Origin of the sequence: Comamonas odontotermitis (assembly GCF_040396735.1) — a bacterium.
GTDB lineage: Bacteria > Pseudomonadota > Gammaproteobacteria > Burkholderiales > Burkholderiaceae_C > Comamonas > Comamonas odontotermitis_C.
Map to the genome: position 1 here is coordinate 43,242 of NZ_JBEBNZ010000017.1, position 15,788 is coordinate 59,029.

12 protein-coding genes and 1 pseudogene are annotated in these 15,788 nt (G+C 62.6%); 9 read left to right on the top strand and 4 right to left on the bottom strand.

Features of this window, described 5'->3' with window-relative positions; genetic code table 11:
* Window positions 1-103 precede the first annotated feature (103 nt).
* From ligA to ACH2DG_RS14910, 4 genes and pseudogenes are all read left to right on the top strand, one after another.
* A pseudogene (gene ligA / locus ACH2DG_RS14895) lies at window positions 104-424 on the top strand (protocatechuate 4,5-dioxygenase subunit alpha); the annotation flags it as partial.
* 156 nt (window positions 425-580) lie between these two features.
* The gene (locus ACH2DG_RS14900; protein ID WP_395027139.1) at window positions 581-1,486 is read left to right on the top strand and encodes a class III extradiol dioxygenase subunit beta; all 906 of its coding nucleotides are present in this window, start codon (window positions 581-583) and stop codon (window positions 1,484-1,486) included.
* 2 nt (window positions 1,487-1,488) lie between these two features.
* Complete coding sequence (locus ACH2DG_RS14905; protein ID WP_395027088.1) at window positions 1,489-2,454, top strand: Gfo/Idh/MocA family oxidoreductase; 966 nt, start codon at window positions 1,489-1,491, stop codon at window positions 2,452-2,454.
* Window positions 2,455-2,539: 85 nt separating this feature from the next.
* Complete coding sequence (locus tag ACH2DG_RS14910) at window positions 2,540-3,556, top strand: aldo/keto reductase (RefSeq protein ID WP_395027090.1); 1,017 nt, start codon at window positions 2,540-2,542, stop codon at window positions 3,554-3,556.
* Window positions 3,557-3,630: 74 nt separating this feature from the next.
* Here the strand turns inward: ACH2DG_RS14910 and ACH2DG_RS14915 are convergent, their stop codons facing one another.
* On the bottom strand, window positions 3,631-4,638 hold the full coding sequence (locus ACH2DG_RS14915; RefSeq protein WP_395027092.1) for a Bug family tripartite tricarboxylate transporter substrate binding protein: 1,008 nt from the start codon (window positions 4,636-4,638) through the stop codon (window positions 3,631-3,633).
* Between the two features lie 153 nt (window positions 4,639-4,791).
* Here ACH2DG_RS14915 and ACH2DG_RS14920 point away from each other — a divergent pair, with 153 nt between their 5' ends.
* Window positions 4,792-5,679, top strand: a complete 888-nt coding sequence (locus tag ACH2DG_RS14920) for a LysR family transcriptional regulator (protein ID WP_224150697.1) — start codon at window positions 4,792-4,794, stop codon at window positions 5,677-5,679.
* 118 nt (window positions 5,680-5,797) lie between these two features.
* On the opposite strand, the gene ACH2DG_RS14925 is transcribed toward ACH2DG_RS14920, so the two are convergent.
* Window positions 5,798-6,583, bottom strand: coding sequence for an IclR family transcriptional regulator C-terminal domain-containing protein (locus ACH2DG_RS14925; protein WP_395027094.1), 786 nt, complete (start codon window positions 6,581-6,583; stop codon window positions 5,798-5,800).
* Between the two features lie 132 nt (window positions 6,584-6,715).
* Between ACH2DG_RS14925 and pobA the strand changes: the two genes are divergently transcribed.
* Window positions 6,716-7,891 carry a 4-hydroxybenzoate 3-monooxygenase gene (gene pobA, locus ACH2DG_RS14930; protein WP_395027095.1) on the top strand — a complete coding sequence of 392 codons (1,176 nt, stop codon included), beginning with the start codon at window positions 6,716-6,718 and terminating at the stop codon, window positions 7,889-7,891.
* A gap of 28 nt (window positions 7,892-7,919) precedes the next feature.
* Here pobA and putA read toward each other — a convergent pair whose 3' ends face one another.
* On the bottom strand, window positions 7,920-11,828 hold the full coding sequence (gene putA / locus ACH2DG_RS14935; RefSeq protein ID WP_395027096.1) for a trifunctional transcriptional regulator/proline dehydrogenase/L-glutamate gamma-semialdehyde dehydrogenase: 3,909 nt from the start codon (window positions 11,826-11,828) through the stop codon (window positions 7,920-7,922).
* Between the two features lie 115 nt (window positions 11,829-11,943).
* On the opposite strand from putA, the gene ACH2DG_RS14940 reads away from it, so the two are divergent.
* The 3 genes from ACH2DG_RS14940 (at window position 11,944) to metW (ending at window position 14,324) form a co-directional block, all read left to right on the top strand.
* Complete coding sequence (locus tag ACH2DG_RS14940; protein ID WP_377780093.1) at window positions 11,944-12,435, top strand: Lrp/AsnC ligand binding domain-containing protein; 492 nt, start codon at window positions 11,944-11,946, stop codon at window positions 12,433-12,435.
* A 153-nt stretch (window positions 12,436-12,588) separates the two neighbouring features.
* The gene (locus ACH2DG_RS14945) at window positions 12,589-13,743 is read left to right on the top strand and encodes a homoserine O-acetyltransferase (protein WP_395027098.1); all 1,155 of its coding nucleotides are present in this window, start codon (window positions 12,589-12,591) and stop codon (window positions 13,741-13,743) included.
* Window positions 13,740-14,324, top strand: a complete 585-nt coding sequence (metW, locus tag ACH2DG_RS14950) for a methionine biosynthesis protein MetW (RefSeq protein WP_395027100.1) — start codon at window positions 13,740-13,742, stop codon at window positions 14,322-14,324. The genes ACH2DG_RS14945 and metW overlap by 4 nt, the downstream gene beginning before the upstream one ends.
* A gap of 52 nt (window positions 14,325-14,376) precedes the next feature.
* On the opposite strand, the gene ACH2DG_RS14955 is transcribed toward metW, so the two are convergent.
* On the bottom strand, window positions 14,377-15,456 hold the full coding sequence (locus ACH2DG_RS14955; RefSeq protein WP_395027102.1) for an acyltransferase family protein: 1,080 nt from the start codon (window positions 15,454-15,456) through the stop codon (window positions 14,377-14,379).
* Window positions 15,457-15,788: the final 332 nt, after the last annotated feature.

Here is a 15,788-nt window from a genome sequence, read left to right on the forward strand (position 1 = left end):
AGGGGACGACGGCCTAGGCTGTGGGGCGGCCCTGGCTGGCTGGCCCCGCAGACGGATACGCCTGCCCCCGGGTTCATTGACCGGGGTCTGATAAGGAGAAACCATGTCGCTTGAAAAACCCTATCTCGATGTGCCCGGCACCACCATCTTCGATGCCGACCAAAGCCGCAAGGGCTATTGGCTCAATCAGTTCTGCATGAGCCTGATGAAGGCCGAGAACCGCCAGCGCTTCAAGTCCGACGAAGACGCTTACCTGGCCGACTGGCCGATGACCGACGAGCAGAAGGCGGCGGTGCGTGCGCGCGACCTCAACTGGATGATGCGCACCGGCGGCAATATCTACTTTCTCTCCAAGCTCGGCGCCACCGATGGCCTGTCGTTCCAGCAGATGGCGGGCAGCATGACCGGCATGACCGAGCAGCAATACCGCGACATGATGATGGGCGGCGGGCGCAGTGCCGAGGGCAACCGGGTGGTGGGCGAAGGCGGCAACGCGCAGGGCGCGCCGGTGCAGTCCGAAGCCTGGCGCAACTGGCAAAGCTGGCGCGAGAACCAGGCGCAAGAGGCGCTGGCCGCGCAGATCGAGAATGCGCAGAACGCGTCGCAGGCCCAGCCCGCCAGAGGCACCGCCAACCAGGCGCGCATCACCGCATCGGTCTATTCCTCGCACGTGCCCGCCATTGGCGCGGCCATCGACCTGGGCAAGACCGGCGAGCCCTACTGGCAGCCGCTGTTCGCGGGCTTCGAGCCCACCAAGCAATGGATGCGCGAGAACCTGCCGGACGTGGTGTTTCTGGTCTACAACGACCACGCCACCAATTTCGACCTGAGCGTCATCCCGACCTTTGCCATCGGCACGGCGGCGGAGTTCGAGCCCGCCGACGAAGGCTACGGCCCGAGGCCGGTGCCCAAGGTCATGGGCCACCCCGAGCTGGCCTCGCACATCGCGCAGTCGGTGATCCAGCAGGATTTCGACTTGACCATCGTCAATGAACTCAAGGTGGACCATGGCCTCACCGTGCCGATGAATCTGATGTTCGGCAGTCCGGCCCAGTGGCCGTGCCGGGTGATTCCCCTGCACGTCAACGTAGTGCAGTACCCGGTGCCGTCGGGCCGCCGGTGCTTTGCTCTGGGGCAGGCCATCCGCCGCGCCATCGAGAGCTTTGACGAGCCGCTCAAGGTGCAGATCTGGGGTACGGGTGGCATGAGCCACCAGCTGCAAGGGCCGCGCGCGGGGCTGATCAACCGGGAGTGGGACAACCGCTTCCTCGACCGGCTGATTGCAGACCCGGCAGACCTTGCCGAAATGCCGCACATTGAGTACGTGCGCGAAGCAGGCAGCGAAGGCATCGAGCTGGTGATGTGGCTGATTGCCCGTGGCGCGATGGCCGACGTGGCCGGTGGCCCCGCCCCCCGGCTGGCGCACCGCTTCTTTCATGTCCCTGCGTCCAACACGGCCGTGGGCCACCTCATTCTGGAGAACTGAAAATGACCATCAAAGTAGCCCTGGCGGGCGCCGGAGCCTTCGGCATCAAGCATCTGGACGGTATCCGCAACATCGACGGCGTGGAAGTCGTCTCCCTGGTCAGCCGCGATCTAGACAAGACCCGCGAAGTGGCAGCCCAATACGGTATCGGGCATGTGAGCACCGAGCTGGCCGACAGCCTGGCCCTGCCCGAGGTGGATGCCGTCATCCTGTGTACGCCCACGCAGATGCACGCTGCCCAGGCCATCCAGTGCATGCAGGCGGGCAAGCACGTGCAAGTGGAGATTCCGCTGGCTGACAGCCTTTCGCAGGCGCAGCAGGTGCTTGATCTGCAAAGAAAAAGCGGCCTTGTGGCCATGGTGGGCCATACCCGCCGCTTCAACCCCAGCCACCAGTGGGTCCACAAGAAGATCGAGGCGGGTGAGTTCAATATCCAGCAGATGGATGTGCAGACCTATTTCTTCCGCCGCACCAACATGAACGCACTGGGCCAGCCGCGCAGCTGGACGGATCACCTGCTGTGGCACCATGCCGCCCACACGGTCGACCTGTTTGCCTACCAGGCAGGCAGCCCGATCGTCAAGGCCAACGCGGTTCAGGGCCCCATCCACAAGGATCTGGGCATCGCCATGGACATGAGCATCCAGCTCAAGGCGGCCAATGGCGCCATCTGCACGCTCTCGCTGAGCTTCAACAACGAGGGCCCGCTGGGCACGTTCTTTCGCTACATCGGAGACACCGGCACCTATATCGCGCGTTACGACGATCTGGCGCGATCGACCAAGGAGGGCAAGGAAGAGAAGATCGACGTCTCGCACGTCGATGTGTCGATGAACGGCATTGAACTGCAGGACCGCGAGTTCTTCGCCGCCATCCGCGAGGGGCGCGAGCCCAATTCCAGCGTGCAGAAAGTGTTCAACTGCTATAAGGTGTTGCACGATCTGGAGCTGCAACTGGATGCCGGCTGATTCAGGCATCTGCCTGGATTGACGACCCACTGCCCCGCCAGTTGCATCCGCAGCGGCGGGCAGATCCTCTAACACCAAAAAAGTCATGGAAAAACGCATTATCGGCCCCTTTACCGTGGCCAATGTAGCCCTGGGCTGCATGAATTTCTGCCACGCCTATGGCAACCCCGTCTCCACCGAGCAGGCCCATGCCGTGCTGCATGCCGCGCTGGAGGCGGGCGTGGCCTTGTTCGACACCGCTGCGCTCTACGGGTTTGGCGCCAGCGAATCACTGATCGGCCCCGTGCTCAAGCCCCACCGCAACCACATCACCCTGGCCAGCAAGGGCGGCATGGCGGGCGTGCGCGGCGATGACGGCGTGATGCGCCGCGTGATCGACGGCCACCCCAGAACCCTGCGCAAGAACTGCGAGGACAGCCTGCAACGCCTGGGCACGGACGTGATTGATCTGTATTACCTGCACCGTTGGGACCAGCGCGTGCCCATCGAGGAATCGGTGGGCGAAATGGCACGCCTCCAGGAAGAGGGCAAGATCCGCGCGCTGGGCCTGTCCGAGGTGGGGGTTGACGCATTGCGCCGCGCGCACCGGGAGCACCCGATTGCTGCGTTGCAAAGCGAATATTCGCTGTGGTCGCGCAATGCCGAGCTGGGCACGCTGGCAGCCTGCCAGGAACTGGGCATTGCCTATGTCGCCTTCAGCCCCATGGGCCGGGCATTCCTGAGCGGCAAGTTACAGCAAGTCGACGGCTTGGTGCAGGGCGATATCCGTGCCTCCATGCCGCGCTTCCAGCCCGAGGCCTACGCGCGCAACCTGCAGTTGCTCGCGCCCATGCAGGCCATTGCCGAGCGGGCGGGCTGTACCCTGGCCGAACTGGCGATTGCCTGGGTGGTGAACCAGGGCGAGCATGTGATTGCGCTGCCGGGCACCACCAGCGTTGCACACCTGCACGAAAACCTGCGGGGCGGCGCCATTCACCTCGATGCGGCGGTGCTTGCCGAGCTGGACGACCTGTTCCAACCCGAAGGCATTGTGGGCGACCGCTACGCGCTGGCGGCCCAGCGTGAGGTGGATACCGAGAAGTATGCGTTTGAAGCGGTCTGAATCTGCTATCAATCATGCAGCTATTGGCGCTTGATTTGTAAGCGCTCAATAGCTGTTGGATACTGGAATCTGGCTCAGTCCAGCGACATGCCCGCCTGCCGGATCACATCGCCAAAGCGTTTGCTCTCATCGGCGATGAACTGCTTGAACTCGGCAGGCGTGGGAGCGTAGCTTTCGTAGCCGAAGGCGGCGAACTTTTCGTCCACATCCTTGCCGGTCAGCGCCTGGCGCACGTCGGCGCGGATCTTGTCCTGCACCGCAACGGGCGTGCCGGGGCGCACGGCCAGCGCGTTCCAGCCGGTGACGGCATAGCCGGCCGGGCCGCCGGATTCGGAGACCGTGGGCACGTTCTCGAAACCCGCAATGCGCTGGGGCGCTGCCACCGCCAGAAAGCGCAGCTTGCCGCCGCGCATCAGCGGCCCGGCCGTGCCCAGCGAGCCGAGCGCAAAGCTCAGCTGGCCGGTGGCCACGCCCTGGTAGAGCTGGCTGGTTTCCTTGTAGATCACGTGCTCCATCCGGGTACCGGTCATGCTCTCGAGCAGGGCCGATCCCAGGTGCACCGGGTTGCCGACCGACCAGGAGCCATAGTTGAGCTGGCCGGGTCGGGCCTTGGCATCGGCGATCAGGTCGCCCATGGTCTTGTAGGGGCTGTTCACCGGCACGCAAACGAAGAAGTAATTGCGAAACAGCGGCATCAGGATGTCGAAATCCTTGTCCAGGCTGTAGGGCAGCTTCTTGAAGAGGTGCGGATAGGCGGCGATGTGCACATTGTCCAGCTGGATCATGTCGGTGCCGTCGGTGGCGCCGCGCTTGAACGCGTCAATGGCGATGAAACCGTTACCCCCTGGGCGGTTTTCCACCACCACCGGCTGGCCCCAGGTGCGGCCGAGCTTGTCGGCCACCAGGCGAGAGAGCCCGTCGGGACCGCCGCCGACCGGAAAAGGGTTGATGATGCGGGAAGGCTTGGTTGGCCATTTGGCGTCGCTGCCCTGCGCCAGTGCGGGCCACGCAGTCAGGGCGCCCAGACCGCCCAGCGCGAGGACTGCGCGGCGGCGGCTCAAAGGGATAGCTTCGTATTGCATGTTTTGTCTCCTAAGTCTCGTTGTAATGGCCGCATTGTGGAGAGGACGGCGCAAACCACCTATGTGGTATTGCTGCTAGCAGCTATAGCAAAATGGCATAAGAGCCTGTTCAAAGAATACAGAACCCAGTCCCGAGGAGGCGAGGCGGTACCGATGAATCTTCAGCAGATCGAAACCTTTGTGCTTGTAGCCGAGACTGGCAGCTTCAGCAAGGCCGCCGTGCTGCTCGATACCGCGCAGCCCGCACTGAGCCGCCAGGTGCGTGCGCTGGAGACCGAGTTGCGCGAGACGCTCCTGATCCGCACCGGCCGTGGCGTAACGCTGACCGATGCGGGCCGCCGACTGCTGGAGCATGGCCACGCCATCATGCAGCGCGTGGCGCTGGCCCGTGAGGACCTGGGCGCCCAGCGTGGCGAGCCGGTGGGCCGCATCGTCGTGGGCCTGCCGCCCAGCCTGGCGCGGCGGCTGACCCTGCCGCTCATCGACATTTTCAGCCGCGAGATGCCCAAGGCGCGGCTGGCGGTGGTGGAAGGCTTTTCCATGAACATCGCCGAGTGGCTGACCACTGGCCGCATGGACCTGGGCCTCGTGTATTCGCCCGAGCCGCAGCCGCACATCGAAGTATCGCCGGTGCTGGAGGAACGCCTGTGTCTGGTTGGCCCCAAGGCGGAGCTGGGCGGCCGCGCGTCGGTGCGGTTTGAAGAACTGGCCGACTTTCCGCTCATCATGCCGCAGCATGGCCAGATCTTTCGCAAGCTCATGGAGGCCCAGGCCACCTTGTCGCAGGTCAAGCTCCAGGTGGTGTGGGAAGTGTCCAGCGTGCCCGTCATCCTCGATCTGGTGCGCGGTGGCTATGGCTACGCCGCACTCACCCGCAGCGCGCTCCACGACCATGACGCGGATGCGCACCTGGCGGTGACACCCATCGAGTCACCGCATGTGCCCATCACCCTGTGCCTGGCGCAGTCGGCCAAGCGCAAGGCAACACCACTGGTGCGCCGCACCTCCGAAGTGCTGCGCGAGCTCAGCCTGCAGGTGTAGCGCAACGCGTTTGCTCCCGAAAACATAGCTGTTAACGCTTGATGATGGCCATTTTCAGATAAGAAAATATCTGAAAATCAATGGAGATAAGCGCAAGCAGCTCTCTTTTTTTATGGTTTTACAGTAGCGGGCGCAACTCGCGCGACGCCTCCTGCAGCAGGGGCAGCAGCTGCGCCAGCATGGTGGCTGGCTCCATGCGCTGGGGCGAGGTCACCAGGTTGAGCGCGGCCAGGGTCTGGCCGCCCATGTTGCGCAGCGGCACGGCGAGGGCTTGTACGCCCAGCTCATGCTCTTCGCGCGCCACGCAGTAATCCTGCTCGCGCACCTGCTGCAGCACTGCGCGCAGCGCAGCTGCATCGGTGGCGGTATGGGCGGTGAGGCGCGGCAACGCGCGCTCGGCCAGCCACAGCTCCAGCTCGGCCGGGGGCAGGGCCGCCAGCAGCACCCGGCCGGTGGAGGTGGCATGGGCCGGCAGGCGGCTGCCCAGGTGCAGGCCGTGGGCCAGCACGCGCTGGCCGCTTTCATGCACTGCGCTGCGCGCCACGATCACCACCTCGCCGCCATCGCGCACCACGCACGAAAACGACAGCCCCGTCTGCGCCGCCAGGCGGTGCAGCACCGGTTGCACAAGGCGCGGCAGCCGGGCCGTGGCGAGGTAGCTGCCCGAGAGGCGCAGCACCTTCGACGCCAGCCAGAACTGGCGGCCATCGGTCTCCAGATAGCCCAGGTGGGTCAGCGTCAGCAGGTGCCTGCGGGCTGCCGCCCGCGTGATACCGGCCCGCTGCGCTGCCACCGTGGCATTGAGGCGCTGGCGCTCGGTGTCAAAGCTCTCCAGCACGGCCAGGCCTTTGGCCAGCCCGGCGATGAAGTCTTCGGGCGCGATGGGGAAGGCAGCTTGGGGCATGGTGGGCGGAGAGAGTTTTGGGCGATTGTCGCGCAGATTGCGCGATGATCGCGCAAATCGCGCACCAGCCCCTCGCTTTGACTGGGGTGCTTCCGTAGCCTGAGAGGCATGACCAACCAGGAGACAAACACCATGCGAACCCAAGTCGCCATCATCGGCGCCGGCCCGGCGGGCCTGCTGCTCGGCCAGTTGCTGCACAAGGCCGGTATCGACAACATCATTGTGGAGCAGCGCAGCGCCAGCTATGTGCTGGGCCGCATCCGCGCCGGTGTGCTGGAGCAGGTGACCGTGGATCTGTTGGAGCAGGCGGGCGCCGCCGGGCGCATGCGCGCCGAGGGCCTGCCGCACCAGGGGATCGAGCTGCTGTTTGGCGGCCAGCGCCACCGCATCGACCTGCATGGCTTGACCGGCGGCAAGAGCGTGGTGGTCTACGGCCAGACCGAGGTCACCCGCGACCTGATGGAGGTGCGCGCTGCCGAGGGCTTGACCACCATCTACGAGGCAGCCCAGGTGCAGCCGCTGGATTTTGACGGCTCCAGCCCCCGGGTGCGCTATGAAAAGGACGGCCAGATGCAGGAGATTGCGTGCGATTTCATCGCGGGTTGCGACGGCTTTCACGGCGTGTGCCGCGCCAGCGTGCCGGCCGAGCGCATCCGCACGTTCGAGAAGGTCTACCCCTTTGGCTGGCTGGGTCTGCTGGCGGACACGCCGCCAGTCTCTGACGAATTGATCTATGCCAACACCGAGCGTGGCTTTGCGCTGTGCAGCCAAAGAAGCGCGCAGCGCAGCCGCTACTACCTGCAGGTGCCGCTGACCGAGAAGGCGCAAGCCTGGAGCGACGAGGCCTTCTGGCAGGAGCTGCGTCTGCGCCTCGACCCCGAGGCGCGCGATCGGCTCGTCACCGGCCCTTCGCTCGAGAAAAGCATTGCACCGCTGCGCAGCTTTGTAACCGAGCCGATGCGTTTTGGCCGCATGTTTCTGGCGGGCGACGCCGCCCACATCGTGCCACCTACGGGTGCCAAAGGGCTCAACCTGGCGGCGTCTGACGTGGGTTACCTGGCCCAGGCGCTGGCGCAGCACTATGGCGAGCGCAGCGACGCGGGGCTGGACGGCTATTCCGGCCGGTGCCTCGCGCGCATCTGGAAGGCCGAGCGCTTTTCGTGGTGGATGACTTCGCTGCTGCACCGCTTTCCCGAGACGGGGGCCTTTGATGCCCGGGTACAGCAGGCCGAGCTGGACTACATCGTCCGCTCCCACGCAGCTTCTACCGCATTGGCGGAAAACTACGTGGGCCTGCCGCTCGTCTGACGCAGAAGGAGAGGGCCTCGCAGCAAGGCTAGCCGAGCGTCATCAGGCTGGCATTGCCGCCCGCAGCAGCGGTGTTGATGCTGATGGCGTGCTCGGCAAGCAGGCGGAACAGGGGAACGCTACCGTCGACTGCCTGTGCCGTGATGGGAATGATGGCGCCGGGGCGCGCAGTCAGGCGGCTTCCGGTGGCCAGCCAGTCGCTGGCGGCATCGGCCAGCAGGGCATCAAAGTCTTCGGATTGCAGCAGCTCCTCGGTGTTGTGGCCTGCGAGCACCACATGGGCGCGCACGTCGGCAGGCAGTTGACCAAGCAAGGCGGCGTTGGCGCTGGTCTGGGGCCAGACGGCGGTGGTGCCAGCTGCCAGCACGGCCGCCAGCTGGGCCAGCAACTTGTCGGCGCTGCCCGCCACACAGGCAATGCGCTCGCGGCCACCCAGTACATACAGATTGCGCTCGCCCGTGGGGCCGGGCAACTCGGCGGCAAAGCCGTTGCCGGTATGCGCGCCATAGGCAAGGCACAGGCTGGCGAGTTGGGTTTGGCCCTGCTGCTGGGCCCAGGCCTGCAGCGCCGCCAGTGCGGGGGCGGGCGCGGCATCTGCCAGCTCCAGACCGTGGGCATTGCCGCGTTTGCCTGCAGCGGGCGTGGCGGCTGCGGCGCGGGCTTCGCTGCCTTTCATGCGGGGCAGGTGGGCCAGTGCGTCTGCAGTGGCGGTGGCTGGCATGCGGGCCAGCAGGCGCAGCATGTACAAGGGGCCGCCCGCCTTGGGGCCAGTGCCCGAGAGGCCTTCGCCGCCAAACGGCTGCACGCCGACCACCGCACCCACGATGTTGCGGTTGACGTAGATGTTGCCTGCATTGGCGGCATTCACCACCTGGGCAATGGTTTCGTCGATGCGGGTGTGCAGCCCCAGGGTGAGCGCGTAGCCGGTCGCGTTGATATCGGCCACCAGCTGAGCCAGGTTTTCACGCTTGTAGCGCAGGATGTGCAGCACCGGGCCGAACACTTCGCGCTGCAGCTCCGACAGCTTGTTGATGGCGATCACCGTGGGTGGCACGAACGTGCCCTGTGCGCTGCCTTGCGCTGCGCTGCCGGGGCGCGCAACGGTCTGCCACACCTGGTGGCCATTGGCCTTCATCCTGGCAATGTGGCGGTCGATGATGCCTTGCGCCTCCGCGTCGATCACCGGACCCACATCGGTGTGGAGTTGCGCCGGGTTGCCCACGTTCAGCTCCTGCATGGCGCCGCGCAGCATGGCAAAGAGCCGGTCTGCAGCCTCTTCCTGCACGCACAGCACGCGCAAGGCGGAGCAGCGCTGGCCGGCCGAATCGAAGGCGGACGACAGCACATCGACCACCACTTGTTCGGCCAGTGCCGACGAGTCCACGATCATCGCGTTCTGGCCGCCGGTTTCGGCCACCAGGGTGACGGGCTGGCCGTGGGCGTCCAGGCGCTGGGCCAGCGTTTTTTGCAGAATACGGGCCACTTCGGTCGATCCGGTGAACATCACGCCCTGCACGCGGCTGTCGGCGGTCAGACGCGCGCCCACGGTCTCGCCGGTGCCCGGCAGCAGTTGCAGCACATCACTGGGCACGCCCGCCTGCCACAGCGCCTGCACGGCCGCGGCGGCGATCAGCGGGGTCTGCTCGGCGGGCTTGGCCAGCACGGTGTTGCCAGCCGCCAGCGCCGCAGCCACCTGACCGGTAAAGATGGCGAGCGGAAAGTTCCACGGGCTGATGCAGACCACCGGGCCCAGGGCCTGGTAGCCAGACGGGTCTGCAGCATTGCTCCAGCTGCGCACCTGGGCGGCGTAGAAGCGCAGAAAATCCACGGCTTCGCGCACTTCGGCAATGGCGTTGGAGCAGGTCTTGCCCGCTTCGCGTACCAAAACGCCCATCAGGGTCGGCATATGGGCTTCGAGCAGGTCGCCGGCGCGCTCCAGGCAATCGGCACGTTCGGCCACCGGCGTGGCCTGCCAGCGGGCAGCGGCGGCCTGGGCGGCGCACAGGGCGAACTCGACCTGCTCGGCCGAGGCGTTCGTCACCTGCCCGACCGTGTCGCGGTGATCGGCCGGGTTGACGACGGCTTCCGGTGCGTTGGTGGAGGCCGGCGCACCTTGTGCCAGCATGGGCTCGGCGTGCCACGCCATGGCTTCACTGGCCTGCAGGTCGCCCTGCAGTTGGCGCAGGCGGTCGTCATTGGCCAGATCCAGCCCGGCGGAATTGGCGCGGCTGTCGCCATACAGTTCACGCGGCTGGGCGATGTGCGGGTTGGGCAGACCCAGTTGGCCCTCGCTCTGCGCCCATTGCTGCACGGTGGCGACGGGGTTTTCCACCAGTTTTGAAAGCGGAATGTCCTGGTCGGCGATGCGATTGACAAAGCTGGTATTGGCGCCGTTTTCCAGCAAGCGGCGCACCAGGTAGGCCAGCAGCGTTTCGTGCGTGCCCACGGGCGCGTAGATGCGGCAGGGGCGGCCCAGGTTTTCGGCGGCATTGCGGCCCACCACCTGCTCGTACAGCGGCTCCCCCATGCCGTGCAGGCACTGGAATTCGTACTGGCCCGGCTGGTAGGTGGCCGGGTCGGCCAGATGGTAGATGGTGGCCAGCGTGTGCGCGTTGTGGGTGGCAAACTGGGGGTAGACCGCATCGGGCGCAGCCAGGAGCTTGCGCGCATTGGCGATGTACGACACATCGGTATAGGCCTTGCGGGTGTAGACCGGGTAGCCTTCGAGGCCGTCGACCTGGGCGCGCTTGATCTCGCTGTCCCAGTACGCGCCCTTGACGAGGCGCACCATCAGGCGGTGCTGGCTGCGGCGCGCCAGATCGATGACGAAGTCGAGCACATACGGGCAGCGCTTCTGGTAGGCCTGCACCACAAAGCCGATGCCGGCAAAGCCGGCCAGCTCAGGCGCAAAGCACAGTTTTTCCAGCAGGTCGAGCGACAGCTCCAGGCGGTCGGCCTCTTCGGCGTCGATATTGAGGCCGATGTTGTACTGGCGCGCGAGCAAGGTGAGCTGCAGCACCACGGGGTAGAGCTCGGCCATCACGCGGTCGTGCTGTGCGCGGCTGTAGCGCGGGTGCAGGGCGCTCAGCTTGATCGAGATGCCCGGGCCTTCGTACACGCCACGGCCGTTGCTGGCCTTGCCGATGGCGTGGATGGCGTTTTCGTAATCGCGCAGGTAGCGTTTGGCGTCGTCAGCCGTCATCGCGGCTTCGCCCAGCATGTCATACGAATAGCGGAAGCCCTTGGCCTCCAGGCGCTCGGCGTTCTGCAGTGCCTCGCCAATGGTCTCGCCAGTTACGAACTGCTCGCCCATCATGCGCATGGCCATGTCCACGCCCTTGCGGATCAGCGGCTCGCCGCCACGGCCGATCAGGCGCGTGAGCGACTGGCCAAGCGAACCCTCGCTGTGCGTGGCCACCAGCTTGCCGGTCAGCACGAGGCCCCAGGCTGCGGCGTTGACGAACATCGACGGGCTCTTGCCAACGTGGGCCTTCCACTCTCCATGGGCGATCTTGTCGCGGATCAGTACATCACGCGTCGCTGCGTCGGGGATGCGCAGCAGGGCCTCGGCCAGGCACATCAGTGCGATGCCTTCCTGTGACGACAATGCAAACTCCTGCAGCAGCCCCTGCACCAGGCCTGCGCGGCCAGCGTCTGCCTTGCGCTCGCGCAGCTTTTTGGCCAGCTCCAGCGCCAATGCGTCCCCCGCCTGGGCGATGGCGGCGGGCGGCGTGGCCTGGGGCAGCAGGTCGGCCAATGCGGCAGGCTCGGGCTTGCGGTAGGCGGCAGTAATGGCTGCGCGCAACGGCGTGGCTGGCTGCAATGCCGGGGTGAAATCATCAAAAACAGTAGCTGTCTGCGCTTGAGAGGTGTGCGCTGGAGCCGTATTTTGCTCAGAATCGTTGGAGCGAACAGCAGACAGGGTGGGTGCGGTCATGGCGGCCTCTGGGAATACCGGGGTAGTGAATATCGCCAGTGTGCGAGTTTGTGCGGTGAATTTCTCTCCATAATTGCTCTATTTCATAGAGAAAAATTCTGCATCCAGGCCGCTTATGACCGATATGATCGCCCCGCCCGAAGACCTTGACCGCATGGACCTGCGCATCCTCGCCGTGCTGCAGCGCGATGGCCGCATCTCCAACCTGAAGCTGGCCGAGGCCGTGGCGCTGTCGCCCACCGCCGTGCTGGCGCGGGTGCAGCGCCTGACCAAGGACGGCTACATCGCCGGTTACGAAGCGCGGCTGAACCCGCAAAAGCTGGGCGCGGCCATGCTGGTGTTCATCGAAATCCTGCTTGACCGCACCACCCCCAATGTGTTCGAGGAATTCAAGGCCGCCGTGCAGGTGCGGCCCGAAATCATGGAATGCCACATGGTGGCGGGCGGCTTCGACTATCTGGTGAAGATCCGCGTGGCCGACATGAACCATTACCGCACCTTTGCCGGTGAAGTGCTGTGGCAGTTGCCCGGCGTGCGCGAGACGCGGACGTATGCGGTGATGGAAGAGGTGAAAAGCTCGAACCGGCTGTACCTGGGCGGGTTTTGACAGGTGCCGCTTGCGAGCGATTGGTAGTACACTTTGTGCTTCACGGCGCCGATTTGCTTCAGCTTGCGGGCGCTTTATAAATCCAGCTAAAGACTCGGTAGGCGACAGAAAAGCATCGACCCGGCCTCGTTTTTAGCGTTGCCGGGTTTTCTTATGTCATTTGTTGCGACACCTCAATCAATGCATTTCCCGGAGGCGCTCCCCCTCAAAAGTGGCGCTTCCATCCGCGATTACCACCTGGCTTTCGAAACCTATGGCGAGCTCAATGCCGACAGGTCCAACGCCATTCTGGTGTGCCATGCGCTCAACGCATCGCACCATGTAGCGGGCAGCTACGAAGGCCAGCCCAAGAGCGAGGGCTGGTGGGACAACATGATCGGACCGGGCAAGGCGGTCGATACCAACAAATTCTTCGTCATCGGCGTCAACAACCTCGGCTCCTGCTTTGGCTCGACCGGGCCCATGCACATCAACCCCGATACTGGCAAGGTGTACGGGGCAGATTTTCCGGTGATGACGGTGGAAGACTGGGTCAATGCCCAGGCGCGTCTGCTCGATCGCCTGGGCATCGCGCAACTGGCGGCGGTGCTGGGTGGTAGCCTGGGCGGCATGCAGGCACTGTCGTGGACGCTGCAGCACCCCGAACGCATGCGCCACGCGGTGGTGGTGGCGAGTGCGCCCTGCCTGAGCGCAGAGAACATTGCCTTCAACGAAGTGGCGCGCCGCGCCATCGTGACCGACCCGGATTTCCACGGCGGCCACTTCTACGAGCACCGCGTGGTGCCAAAGCGCGGCCTGCGCATTGCCCGCATGATCGGCCACATCACCTATCTGAGCGACGATGTGATGAACCAGAAATTCGGCCGCCAACTGCGCGAGGGCATGGATCTGAAATACAGCACGCAGGACGTGGAATTCCAGATCGAGAGCTATCTGCGCTACCAGGGCGACAAGTTCAGCGACTACTTCGACGCCAACACCTACCTGCTGATCACACGCGCGCTCGATTATTTCGACCCCGCCAAGGCCGATGGCGGCGACCTGACCCAGTCGCTGGCCAAGGCCAAGGCCAAGTTCATGCTGGTGAGCTTTACGACGGATTGGCGCTTTTCGCCTGCGCGCAGCCGAGAAATCGTCAAAGCCCTGCTCGACAACCGCCGTACCGTGAGCTACGCCGAGATCGACGCCCCGCACGGCCATGACGCATTTTTGCTTGATGACGCCCGCTACATGGGCGTAATGCGCTCCTATTTTGAAAACATTGCCAGCGAACTGAACACCGCACCAGCCACCAAGGAGGCCGCATGACCGAAAAATCCACCCTGCGCGCCATTGCCTCGCTGGTTCCCCCGGGATCGCGCGTGCTCGACCTGGGTTGCGGCGACGGCAGCCTGCTGGCCCATCTGCAGGCAGAGCGCGGTTGCACCGGCTACGGTATTGAGTACGACGATGCCAATGTGCTGGCCTGTGTGCGCCGAGGCGTCAATGTGTTGCAACTCAATCTGGAAGACGGCCTGGCCATCTTCGAGGACAACAGCTTTGATGTGGTGCTGCAGATCGACACCTTGCAACACTTGCGCAATGCCGAAGTAATGCTGCGCGAGACCGCGCGCATCGGCAAGCAGGGTGTAGTGGCCTTCCCCAACTTTGCGCACTGGCCCAATCGCCTCTCGATTCTGCAGGGCCGCATGCCGGTGACCAAGCGCCTGCCTTACCAGTGGTACGACACGCCCAATATCCGCGTCGGCACCTTCAAGGACTTCGAGGTGCTGGCCATCAAGAACAAGCTGCGCATTCTGGACAGCTTCGGCCTGCAGAACGGCCATGTACAGCGCCTGCTGCCCAATGCGCTGGCGGGCACGGCGGTGTTCCACTTCGAGCACGCCTGAAGCGCTACTGCGGCGCCGTAGAAGGCCTGAGCACGTTCTTAGATGGAACCGGTCATTGAGAAGAGGGGTTGAGCAATCGGCTGATCCTGTTACGGAAAAACATATAGGCCGGATGTTCCACCCAATGATAGTAGGCGGCGGATACCAGTATCAAAACTAATATGGTCGCAACTGAGATAGCGATGCGAAAATGATTGTCAAAATTACCCAGTGGTAATAATGAAAGCATGACGCCGAAAGCCAGGATATGCAGTAAATAGATGGAGTAAGAATAATCGCCCAATATTGCTAGCGCCCGAGCAATTTTATTTTGTGGAGGTGGTAGTTTCAAGGCCATGCCTACGATCGCTAACGCGGTTCCGCCTATGAGAACCGCCCGTTCAGGCCAGTAATAAAGGTTTGCCAAGCCATATGGATGATTTGCAAAGTGGGGCGCTGAGTATATGGTCAGTGAAATTAGCAATATTGCAATAAATCCCCATGCTTTCCATGACGGAGATGAGGTTTTTTTAACATAATTATAAAGAAAATAACCCATAAAAAACTCTGCTACTATGGGTGCAATATAAAACATCTGAATCCAGTTTGAATCGGGATGAATATTTGTAGTAGGTCGATCTATGAACAAATAGAAATTAATTACGATTAAAATTGTGAAAAGCAGCCCAAAAAAGGGAGTGCGATACTGCTTTTGAAGCAATAAGCTGATCGTTACTATGATATAAAAATATAGCTCGAACATTAAGGACCAGATCGCGATATTGATAAGGCCTGATAGCTCCTTGAAGTAGAGGAAAAAAGAGGCTTTCAGATCAACTTCAGGGCCAAGTTGATGTGTCATCTTAAAAAAGATAACGTACAGTAACATTGCTGGCCACCAGCCTGTATAAATTCGAGAAAATCGAATAAGGAAAAAAGCACCTGCAGCACGTGGCTGAGCGGGGGTGTTTCTCGTTGAATGCGCCATGATGACGCCGCTGATAACAAAGAAAATATCGACGCCCGCATATCCCCAATTGATGAAAAGGTCTATCCAAGGCGCTGAGCCCGCAAACATACCGACCATTGACCCATGAAAAATAGCAACCCAAATGGCTGCTAGGAAGCGAAGTATTTGTATATATTCGATCATTTATTATTTTCAGATATTTCGAAAGATCTATTTGGGCGGAGTATTTTTCAATTTATTCTCAAGATTCAATACTTTAATTGTCTCTGATTATTTTATTTTTCTTTTTTGAGGTGTGGTGGCTTATCAGTTTTTCAATCGGTGAGACGCCATAATGAAAAGTATTATTTATAATAAAATTTTCGGTGTTGTTTGGATTTTGATCTCTGGCTTTAAATATTCAGCTATTAAATGAGCTTTGAGAGTTCATGGTCTGAATGGACACCATTCTATCCATTCCATCTGACCTGACTGATGTTTTAATAGCTACCTGTATATACGCATTGACTCTGCGA